10 protein-coding genes are annotated in these 9,521 nt (G+C 48.2%); 4 read left to right on the forward strand and 6 right to left on the reverse strand.

From position 1 onward, the window contains the following. Positions 1-732: magnesium transporter (locus tag ACP5D0_RS05770; RefSeq protein WP_472364708.1), on the forward strand; the 732-nt coding region annotated here is incomplete at its 5' end. Between the two features lie 110 nt (positions 733-842). Here the strand turns inward: ACP5D0_RS05770 and ACP5D0_RS05775 are convergent. The 3 genes from ACP5D0_RS05775 to mutS are packed head-to-tail and all read right to left on the reverse strand — an operon-like array spanning position 843 to position 5,162. Then, on the reverse strand, positions 843-1,694 hold the full coding sequence (locus ACP5D0_RS05775) for a DUF5718 family protein (protein ID WP_472364709.1): 852 nt from the start codon (positions 1,692-1,694) through the stop codon (positions 843-845). 10 nt (positions 1,695-1,704) lie between these two features. Continuing rightward, positions 1,705-2,568 carry a thioredoxin gene (trxA, locus tag ACP5D0_RS05780; RefSeq protein WP_472364710.1) on the reverse strand — a complete coding sequence of 288 codons (864 nt, stop codon included), beginning with the start codon at positions 2,566-2,568 and terminating at the stop codon, positions 1,705-1,707. An 8-nt stretch (positions 2,569-2,576) separates the two neighbouring features. Continuing rightward, the gene (gene mutS / locus ACP5D0_RS05785) at positions 2,577-5,162 is read right to left on the reverse strand and encodes a DNA mismatch repair protein MutS (protein WP_472364711.1); all 2,586 of its coding nucleotides are present in this window, start codon (positions 5,160-5,162) and stop codon (positions 2,577-2,579) included. Between the two features lie 251 nt (positions 5,163-5,413). Here mutS and ACP5D0_RS05790 point away from each other — a divergent pair, with 251 nt between their 5' ends. From ACP5D0_RS05790 to ACP5D0_RS05800, 3 genes are all read left to right on the forward strand, one after another. Further along, positions 5,414-6,730 carry a tyrosine-type recombinase/integrase gene (locus tag ACP5D0_RS05790; RefSeq protein WP_472364712.1) on the forward strand — a complete coding sequence of 439 codons (1,317 nt, stop codon included), beginning with the start codon at positions 5,414-5,416 and terminating at the stop codon, positions 6,728-6,730. Positions 6,731-6,843: 113 nt separating this feature from the next. Then, positions 6,844-7,119 (forward strand): type II toxin-antitoxin system TacA family antitoxin, encoded by a 276-nt coding sequence (locus ACP5D0_RS05795; RefSeq protein ID WP_472364713.1) that lies wholly within the window; start codon positions 6,844-6,846, stop codon positions 7,117-7,119. Beyond that, on the forward strand, positions 7,119-7,619 hold the full coding sequence (locus ACP5D0_RS05800; protein WP_472364720.1) for a GNAT family N-acetyltransferase: 501 nt from the start codon (positions 7,119-7,121) through the stop codon (positions 7,617-7,619). Before ACP5D0_RS05795 ends, ACP5D0_RS05800 begins: the two co-directional genes overlap by 1 nt. 110 nt (positions 7,620-7,729) lie before the next feature. On the opposite strand, the gene ACP5D0_RS05805 is transcribed toward ACP5D0_RS05800, so the two are convergent. The 3 genes from ACP5D0_RS05805 to ACP5D0_RS05815 all read right to left on the reverse strand — a co-directional run bounded on the left by ACP5D0_RS05805 (position 7,730) and on the right by ACP5D0_RS05815 (position 9,482). Continuing rightward, positions 7,730-7,954 (reverse strand): helix-turn-helix transcriptional regulator, encoded by a 225-nt coding sequence (locus ACP5D0_RS05805; protein WP_472364714.1) that lies wholly within the window; start codon positions 7,952-7,954, stop codon positions 7,730-7,732. A gap of 180 nt (positions 7,955-8,134) precedes the next feature. Continuing rightward, positions 8,135-8,632 (reverse strand): RadC family protein, encoded by a 498-nt coding sequence (radC, locus tag ACP5D0_RS05810; RefSeq protein WP_472364715.1) that lies wholly within the window; start codon positions 8,630-8,632, stop codon positions 8,135-8,137. After that, entirely contained in the window at positions 8,622-9,482 is an 861-nt protein-coding gene (locus tag ACP5D0_RS05815) for a DUF932 domain-containing protein (protein ID WP_472364716.1), read from the reverse strand. Before ACP5D0_RS05815 ends, radC begins: the two co-directional genes overlap by 11 nt. Between the last annotated feature and the right edge of the window lie 39 nt (positions 9,483-9,521).

Here is a 9,521-nt window from a genome sequence, read left to right on the forward strand (position 1 = left end):
CGCTTTCGTACCCGTGATTCGGTGAGCCTGCCGGTGGTGGATGAAAACGGCGGCATGATTGGGGTGATTCGTGCCGATGATATGGTGCATCTGGCGCAGGAATCCACCACCCGCACGTATCAAAAGATGGCGGCGGTGGAAGCCATGGAGAAACCCTATATTCAAACCACTTATTGGGAATCTTTCAAGCAACGCGGGGTGTGGTTGCTGGTGCTGTTTATCGGCGAAATGTTTACCGCCACCGCCATGGGCTATTATGAAGAGGAAATTTCCCATGCCGTGGTGCTGGCGCTGTTTTTACCGTTGATTCTCTCCAGCGGCGGTAACAGCGGCTCGCAAAGTTCAACCTTGGTGATTCGTGCCTTAGCCCTGAAGGAATTTGAATTGCATGAATGGCCGAAAATTTTTAAACGGGAATTGATCGTCGGCTTCATGTTGGCGATGTTGCTCGGGGTGTTTGCGGTAGCGCGAATTCTGCTGTGGGATGTCTTGGGCTGGGCAGATTATACCGAAAAAGGGCAGTTTGACATTTACAGCATTACCTTGGCCGTGACCATCGGTATTATGGGAATTGTGACTTGGGGGAATCTGGTCGGCTCTTTGTTACCGATTGGTTTGCGTTATTTGAAACTGGATCCGGCGACCATTTCCGCGCCGTTTTTAGCGACATTTGTGGATGTGACCGGTCTGATTATTTATTTCACGGCGGCAAAAATCATTCTAGGGTTGTAGTCAAACACCACCGTTTCGAGCGGGTTTGAATGCGATGCGTGCGAGGTCTGAGGCCTGTGTGTCCGTGTGAAAAATCACCAGGCCTGGTCGTTGGTGATAAGCCCCAGCCGTTAAGCCTGGCTGACGGATTGTACCAGTGCGGAACCTTTAAAGGCGTCGGGCAGCGCATTGTGGGCAAAGCTGTCCGCCAGTTCGGCCTCTGAAATGCTGTTTTTGTCGTACACGAAAACGCCGATGCGATCCCCGGGCTTTAAGTAGCCGGTTTCACCGAAGGGTGCGTAACGTGTCGCCCCGAGGGTGACGATGATTTGGGCAGGATAGTCGGCAGCGGCCAGCAGCTCGGCAAGGTTTTCCAGTGGTCCTTGGTCGCACTGCTGGTTAAAGGTGCGCACCATCCAGTGTTTCAGGGTTTGGTAAAAGTAACTGTACCCCAGCACCGGGCTGTTCATTCCGTAGCGTTCGACACGCTCGTTGCGTTGGATAAAGGAGGCGATGTGGTAATCATCGAGAATACCGCCTTCATCAAAGCGATCAATGTCGATCCAATCGCTGGCCAGTCCGGTGCTGTCGGTGCCCCAGTTTTTCTTTTCACTGATTTTGCGGGCATTGGGGCGGCGGATGGAGCAGTCGTTAAACGCGGAAAAGGCTTTGGCTTGCAGGTCGGTCAGGTGGTGGTCGTTATCGTAAAAGGCGTCGAACAAAATTGAGATTTCCGGCTCTACCTGCACTTTGATGGGTTGGGAAAAATCCGCCTGAATCCGTCGGCTAGACAATGGATAGGTGCCGAGATAGGAAGCGTGGCTGGGAATGTATATCGGGAAAATGCCTTTTGGCGCGGCGGCGTCTTCCGTTTTGATTTGCACAAAATCGGCGTCTTCGCCGGCCTGAGAGAGGTGTTCGGCAAAGTTGCCGGCAATGCCGAAAACGGGAATGCGTTGGAGCCTGTCGGGAGTCAGTGTCATGCGGTTGCCTTTAAAATAACAGGTTTTGCAGTTTGCGTCGGTAGGTGTTGACCTGTTGCGGGTGATCTTTGGCCAGCAGGTCAAAAATCTCCAGCAGGGTGGTTTTGGCGATGCCGTCGCGGAAATCACGATCCACGGTGAACAGTTTTAATAAACAGTTCATGGCTTCTTCCACCTGCTGATGCAGCATCAGGTAGCCTGCGAGATGGTAGAGTGATTCGGCGTCGTTGGGGTTGGTCTGCAGCGTGTTTTGCACGGTTTCGATGTCCGGGGCTTCGGCCACCATCTGGCTGAATTTAAAAAGAGCCATAAGGGATTTGCCTTCGTCGGATTGCCTGGCTTCGTCGGGCAGTTTTTCCAGTAGCTGTCTGGCGTCGTCCACATGGCCGCGCTGGAAATACATTTTCGCTAAATCGAGGTGGACGCGGTAGTTGTTCGGGTTGGCTTGGGCGGCTTGCGACAACAGTTGGGTGGCACGCTCGTAGTCGCCTTCGGCAAACGCCTGCTGTGCCTGAGCACGTAGGTCTTCGGATTCGTCCGGTTTGAGATAAGGCTCCAGTGCGGTCTGGAAGGCGTTGAGCGGTTGTGCGCCCTGTAATTCTTGCACCATCTGCCCCTGATGAAAAATCTTGAAGCTGGGAATGCTGCGAATTTGAAAGTGGTTAGCGAGTTCCTGTTGTTCTTCGGTGTTGATTTTGGCCAGAATAAAGCGTCCGGCCATATCCTGCGCCAGTTTTTCCAGCATGGGCATGACCTGTTTGCAGGGGCCGCACCAAGGTGCCCAAAAGTCTACCAGCACTGGGACGTGCATGGAGTTGTTTATCACCATTTCATTGAAGTTTTCCTGGGTGACGTCGATGATCATCGCTTCCATAAGTGTGTTTATCCTCGAAATTGTTTGACAGTTTCCTGCCACTCGTAAATTTTTTGTAACGCTTTTCTGGGGGTAAGGTCATCGGTTTTCAAGTCTTTCAGCTCGTCCAGCAGGGCGTCGATTTCGGCGGGGTTCGCCGCCGCTTGAGTGAAGAGGTCGAATTGTTGTACCGTTTGTCCGTTAACGCCTTGGGGCAGGGTGGTTTGGTTGGCGGTTTGGTTTTCTAGGCGGTGCAGGTGTTTTTTGGCGTTTCGAATGACGGCGTTCGGCACCCCGGCTAGCGCCGCAACCTGCAGGCCGTAACTTTGTGAGGCCGGGCCTTCTTGCACCTGATGCATAAAAACGATTTTATCTTGGTGTTCGATGGCACTGAGGTGGATGTTGACGGTGTTGTTAAATTGTTCCGCCAGAGTGGTCAATTCGAAATAATGGGTGGCAAATAAGCAGTAACCTTGTATGCTTTGTGCCATCTGTTCCGCAATGGCCCAAGCGAGGGCGAGACCGTCAAAAGTGGAGGTGCCGCGCCCGATTTCGTCCATCAATATCAAAGATTGTGGTGTGGCGTGATGCAGAATATTGGCGGTTTCGGTCATTTCCACCATAAAGGTCGAACGCCCGGAGGTGAGGTCGTCCGAGGCACCGATGCGGGTGAAAATGCGGTCGATGGGCCCCAGTGTCGCCGATTGTGCCGGGACGAAACTGCCCATGTAGGCCATGATCGCAATCAGCGCGGTTTGCCGCATAAAGGTGGATTTACCCCCCATGTTGGGGCCGGTGATGATCTGTAGGCGACGCTGATCGTTAAAGTCGATGTCGTTGGGAATAAACGGCTGGTCGGTCAGGGCTTCAACCGTCAGGTGGCGGCCCTGCTGAATGACCAGGCCTGGCGTTTCCACCAGTGTGGGGCGAGAAAGGTTTAAGGCGATGGCTTGACGTGCCAAGGCGTTTAGAACGTCGGTTTCCGCGAGGGCGGCAGCGGTTTGCTGTAATGGCTTCAGGTCTTGATTGAGACGCTCAAGCAATTGCTGGTACAACCACTTTTCGCGCGCCAAGGCCTTTTCGTTGGCGCTGAGCACCTTGTCTTCAAAGCTTTTTAATTCGGGGGTGATGTAGCGTTCCTGTGCTTTCAGGGTTTGGCGACGAACGTAATCGGCGGGCACCTTGTCGGATTGCAGTTTGCTGACTTCAATGTAGTAACCGTGTACGCGGTTGTAGCCGACTTTTAAGGTGGAGAGGCCGGTGCGTTCTTTTTCGCGTGCTTCCAATGCCAGCAGGTAGTCGCCGGCCTGATTTTTGAGGTTGCGCAATTCGTCCAGCTCGGTGTCGTACCCTTCGGCAAATACGCCGCCGTCGCGGATGACCATCGGCGGATTTTCCACCAACGCTTGATTTAATTGTTCTGCCAGGTCTGGGTAGTTTCCTAAGCGTTGCGCAATGTACGCCCATTTCTCGGCGGTTTGCCGGGTCAGTATGGTTTGCAGTTGCGGCAGCTGGTTAAGCGAGCGGCCAAGGTGTAACAGATCGCGCGGACGTGCTGAGTAAAGGGAGACTCGGCTGAGAATGCGTTCCAAGTCACCAATGGGCTTGAGGCACTGGTGAATATCGTCGGTGCTGTGGCGTTCAATCAGCTCTTCTATGGCATCCAGGCGGGCGTTGATTGGGTCGCGGTTTCGCAATGGCTGGTTTAGCCAACGGTTCATCAGGCGACTGCCCATGGCGGTGGTGGCATTGTCGAGAATCGAAAACAGCGTGTGGTGTTTGCCACCATTGAGGTTGGTGTCTAATTCCAGGTTGCGACGGCTGACGGCATCCAGCGCTAAGGCGTCATCCGTACGATAGGTTTGCAGACTGTAGACGTGTCCCAGATCGCTCTGTAACATGGCGCGCGCGTAGTGCAAAATGGTGCCGCTGGCGGCAATCACGGTCGGCGACTGTTCACAGCCGAAGGCCACCAGATCCTGAGTGCCGAAATGGTCGGTTAAGCGCTTGCGGGCGGCATCGACATCAAAATGCCAAGCCGGGTAATTCACCAGGCCTGGGCGTTTTTGAATGGCCTCCGGCAGGCTTTGTTTCAGTTGCGGATCGTCGGGCAAAATGATTTCCGCCGGTTTGAGGCGTTCCACTTCTGCGGCCAGTTGCGCCGCGTCGTCCAGTGGCGTCGCTTCAAAACGACCGCTGGCCACATCCAAATAAGCCAAGCCATAGCCACCATCGACTTTGACAATGGCCGCTAACAGGTTTTCCGATTTTTCTTCCAGCAGAGCGTCTTCCACCAGTGTGCCCGGGGTGACAATGCGCACTACCTTGCGTTCCACTGGACCTTTGGAGGTGGCTGGGTCGCCGATTTGTTCGCAGATGGCAACGGACTCGCCGAGTTTGACCAGTTTGGCCAAGTAGCCGTCTGCGGAATGGTGGGGAATGCCCGCCATCGGAATCGGTTGTCCGCCGGATTTGCCGCGTGCTGTGAGGGTGATTTCCAGTAAGTCTGCGGCTTTCACAGCGTCGTCATAGAAAAGTTCGTAAAAATCTCCCATGCGATAGAACAGCAAATGCTCTGGATGCTCGGCTTTGACGGCCAAATATTGTTGCATCATTGGAGTGTGTGATGCCTTTTTAGTGTTTGATTTTTCGGTGTTTTTCATATTTAAGACGTTGATTTTAAATGTTTTATTTTTTTATTTGGTATGTCGTGTAGTGTCATGTAAATTCACTTAAAATCATAAAAATTCATGTTTTGGCGTAACAGTTGGCGTAACAATATCTTATAATGATTTACGTAAAAACGTTATCCATTGACGCAATCAGAACTCATTATCTGAGGGCTTTTATCAAAAGGGCATCAAAGTTGGCTACTAATTCTACCAAAAAACCTATCACAGCGATTGCTGTTACAAAAATGAAAAGCGGTGATGTGCTTACCGACATAGGGGACAACTCTGGCTTACGAGTTAAAAAGACATCAAGGGCAACAACATTTATTTATCGGTACAAAAATTTTGAAGGAAAAATGAAGCAGTTAGTGCTTGGTATTTATCCTGAAATAGGGCTGGCAGATGCTCGTAACAAGCTGCAAGAATTTAAATCACTTAAAGCAAGTGGTTACGATCCTCAGCAATATTTAGTTGATCAAGAAGCAAAGCAAAAAGCTGAAAAGCTTGAAGCACAGCTTGCAGCTGAAAAGATGAATTTTACTTTCAAAGCGATGGTTGAACTCTACTTGACAGGCAAAGTTGAAGATCGTTATTCAGAGCCAGACCGAAAGGGAATCCGAAGAATTATTCCTGGTAGTCGAAAAGACAAGGGGCAAAAAGAGGTTAGGCGTACTTTATATGGTGATGTTGTGCGCTTACTTGGCGATCTGCCTGTCTCTGAAACGCCTTTGATTGAAGTGAAAAGCATGGTTGATCAAATTATTTCCAGAGGAGCAAATGTTCAGGCTGGAAACGTTTTACGAGAGCTGAATCTTGCTTATCGTTTCGCTATTTCAAATGACCGACTGCCTCCGAACTTTCAAAATCCATGCCCAGAAATAAAAACAAGAATTAAAGACTCTGGAATCAGAATCTCGAATGGTAAGCGTCAAAGAGTGCTCACAGAACTCGAATTGCAAAAGCTATGGCAATGGTTACCAAGGGCAAAATTTCTATCTCCAACGGTTAAAGATGTATTGAAATTTACCTTACTAACTGGCATGCGAACTGGTGAGGTATGTGGTGTTCAGTGGTCGGATGTAAATTTGAAAGAAGGAACTGTTTTCTTAAAAGAGACAAAAACCGGAGCATCTCGTTACGTTCAGCTGTCACAGCAAGCAATTAAGTTTTTATCTGCCATCGATGTTTCTGGAAAATATGTATTCAGGGCGAAAAGTAGAAATGGAGATTTAACAGATCGCCCGCTTGATCAAAAGCAGTTGACGCAGCAACTGTACTATTCCAGAAAGAATAACGATCATCTAGATATTGACTCTTGGACTCCTCATGATCTGCGACGCACAGTCCGAACCCAATTGGCAAAACTTCGGTGTCCTAGAGAGGTGAGTGAAGCTATTTTGGGGCACTCCAAAAAAGGCATTGAGGGTACTTACGACCTTCATCATTATGAACATGAGTCGAAAGAGTGGTTGCAAAAATGGTGTGATCGTCTCGATGAAATTGTTTTGTAAGTGTTATTTTATAATGTGTCAATTTGGCACATGGTTATTGTTTTTGGCTGAAAGTTTTGGGATAATATCTAGCGTGCCAATTTGGCACATATCGGTTAAAAGGAGTTGTTGTCATGAGTTCAGCGAGTTTGCCTCGAATCACTGCGAGAGTTGATATAGATACTCAAGAGTTGCTGTATAAGGCCGCTGCTCTGAGTGGAGTGAGTAGTATTAACGCTTTCGTGCTCAATAGTGCGGTTGAAAAGGCAAAACAGATTATTGAAAAAGAAGAGGTTCTGAAGTTATCAGAACAGGATTCATTGAAGCTGATGGATGCGTTAGATCAGCCTGCGATGGCAAATAAAAAATTACAATCTGCTTTTTCTCGTTATGAGGCATCACAAAATTGATGCAAACAGTTTCATTATCGAATGGCCAGCATGATCGCAGTCGTTTTGACTGCGGTGAAGATGATCTCAATAACTATCTGAAAGTCATTGCAAACCAGCAATCTAAGAGAGATAACTCTCGCACATTTGTTCTGGAGAATATTGAAGACCCGTCTCAGATTGTCGGTTTTTATACATTGACGATGGCAACGATTGATTTGAGTGCGCTGCCAACAAAGCTTAAAAAGAAGCATAGCAATACGACATCTGCGGGCTTAATTGCAAGGTTGGCGGTGGATAAGCGTTTCAAAGGACAAAGGATTGGGGAGTGGTTGTTGATTGATGCCTTGCAAAAGCTTTTGTCCGCCAGTGACACGGTAGGCTTTCCTCTGGTGATTGTCGATGCGAAAGACGGTGTGGAAGGCTTTTATCAGCAATATGGATTTAACGCTTTTGCAGATGAATCTAATCGTTTGTTTATGACGGTTGCAGACATTCGCGCTAGTTTTTCAAATTCTTAAAGTGGTCAATTTTACCCAACAATATGACTGCAAGTTGAAACCAACACAAAAAGCCTGATACATTAAGTATGTCACAGGCTGTGTGTTTTGAATATAGTTGTTTTAAAAAACTAGCAAGGCTTTGTTGTTGTGAGGTGTACTTGCTCATCAAGCCACTTTTCGACATCAGATAGACGCCAGCGAATGGCTTTCTGTCCAACTTTTATGGGTTTTGGGAAAGTTGGGTCGTATTGTTTTGCGTTTGGTTTTATTTTTCGATAAATAGTGCTACGGCTTATGTTTAGCATTTTTACGAGGTTGTTGAGGTTTAATAGTTCGATTCTTTTAGAATTCATTTTTAGGCATCCTTAAAAAATAAGTAAAAATAAGAAATGCAGCTGCGTTTAGTGCGTTTAGTTTAGGCCTGGGTATATGGTGTAACAGGGTGGGATCTGAAAGTAGGGGCTTACGTTAAGAAATAAAATAGAGGGTAAGCCCCTTGAAATCAGTTTGTTTTTGTGGTTATGGGAAATTTCTTAAATTTTTCCATTCTGAGCATAGGAATAATGCCCTTCGGTTCCAAGGATGAGATGATCCAGCACGCGAACTTCAATTAGATCGAGAGCCTTTTTGATGGTTTGAGTGAGCTGGTCATCTGATGAAGATGGGTCGGTACGGCCACTCGGATGGTTATGAAACAAAATCACAGCGGCGGCATTATGACCGAGTGCGGATTTCACAATTTCGCGTGTATAGACAGTGGCTTGATTGATCGTGCCGCGAAACATTGGGTCTTGGGCAATGATACGGTGTTGCTGATCCAGAAAAATCACCCCAAATACTTCATGTTCAGTTTCTTGTAAAATGCTCTGCAAGGCTAGACAACATTCATCAGGTCGGTTTATTATTCGCCCCTTGCGTAACCGCTGACGCGCTAAATAGTTGGCCATCTTAAAGATGGCCTCAGCGTTCAGCGGCTGCTGGGTCTGATAAATGCCTGATTTATCGCTTGCCTTAAAAGGCTCAGGCAGCATAAAATTCTCCTTCAATAATGGATTTAAATACAGGTTTCGAGATTGGCTGTGCCTGTTTCAGGTTCAAAAATTCTTCAGCGAGTTGCCAAAGCGAACGGTTTAATCGAACGTCTTCAGACACCGACTGAATGGCACGGGTTTTGGTCGAACGTCCACTTGCAGAACGGCCAGTTATCCCGCCCTTCATCATGTTTTCCTGAATACGGTTAAAGACTTTCCAAAGCGTAGGCTCGTTGTCCTCAATGCGTCTGGGCTGTAATAGCGACTCAGGGCGTATAGGGCTGATCGATTGCCAGTCATTACCGTAACGTAATGCCAGAAAAGCACGCGCAAATAGCCGGGCTTCTTCTGTTGATACCAAGGTAGATTGAAGCTTTTCCACTGATTCCGAAAGACGCGGAATTTGGTTTGCCAGGGCCAAGGAACCGTCAATAATGTTTTCGACAACATTTTTGCCATGTTTGACCCGAATCCCGCCAAAATCATTTGTAGGTGTGACCATACCGTTAGAACAAACCAAGCGGAATAAGCCTAAATCTAATTGATAAGCCGAGCTGCGGTCATGGCTGTTGGTCAAAACCATTTCACTGATCGAGTCACCGACCACGACTTGACGATCAGGGTCTTGGCGAAAGCGGATCATGTGTCGAGCAAGATGCTTTTTCTCAGTATCGCGTGAATGCGTTTGTTGTGCTCTGACAGGATACCAACCTTCTTGCTGAAGGGAATTGACCACCTCAATGGTCGGCACAAAGCCATAGCGTTCAGATACGGCTGTATCCGGCGCATCCGCAAAAACAGCGGGAGCCATTTTGTAAAGTTGAGCCGTTGTTAAAATATTCATAGCCATTGTTTTTCTCCAAAAATAGTTGATTTAAGTTTGTTGAGT

Source organism: Hydrogenovibrio sp. (assembly GCF_049975065.1).
GTDB lineage: Bacteria > Pseudomonadota > Gammaproteobacteria > Thiomicrospirales > Thiomicrospiraceae > Hydrogenovibrio.

Bases quoted from the DNA above. Each gene is read 5' to 3' on its own strand.
- ACP5D0_RS05775 (WP_472364709.1), bottom strand. From the start codon at position 1,694: ATGACACTGACTCCCGACAGGCTCCAACGCATTCCCGTTTTCGGCATT.
- trxA (WP_472364710.1), bottom strand. From the start codon at position 2,568: ATGGAAGCGATGATCATCGACGTCACCCAGGAAAACTTCAATGAAATG.
- mutS (WP_472364711.1), bottom strand. From the start codon at position 5,162: ATGATGCAACAATATTTGGCCGTCAAAGCCGAGCATCCAGAGCATTTG.
- ACP5D0_RS05795 (WP_472364713.1), top strand. From the start codon at position 6,844: ATGAGTTCAGCGAGTTTGCCTCGAATCACTGCGAGAGTTGATATAGAT.
- ACP5D0_RS05800 (WP_472364720.1), top strand. From the start codon at position 7,119: ATGCAAACAGTTTCATTATCGAATGGCCAGCATGATCGCAGTCGTTTT.
- ACP5D0_RS05805 (WP_472364714.1), bottom strand. From the start codon at position 7,954: ATGAATTCTAAAAGAATCGAACTATTAAACCTCAACAACCTCGTAAAA.
- radC (WP_472364715.1), bottom strand. From the start codon at position 8,632: ATGCTGCCTGAGCCTTTTAAGGCAAGCGATAAATCAGGCATTTATCAG.
- ACP5D0_RS05815 (WP_472364716.1), bottom strand. From the start codon at position 9,482: ATGGCTATGAATATTTTAACAACGGCTCAACTTTACAAAATGGCTCCC.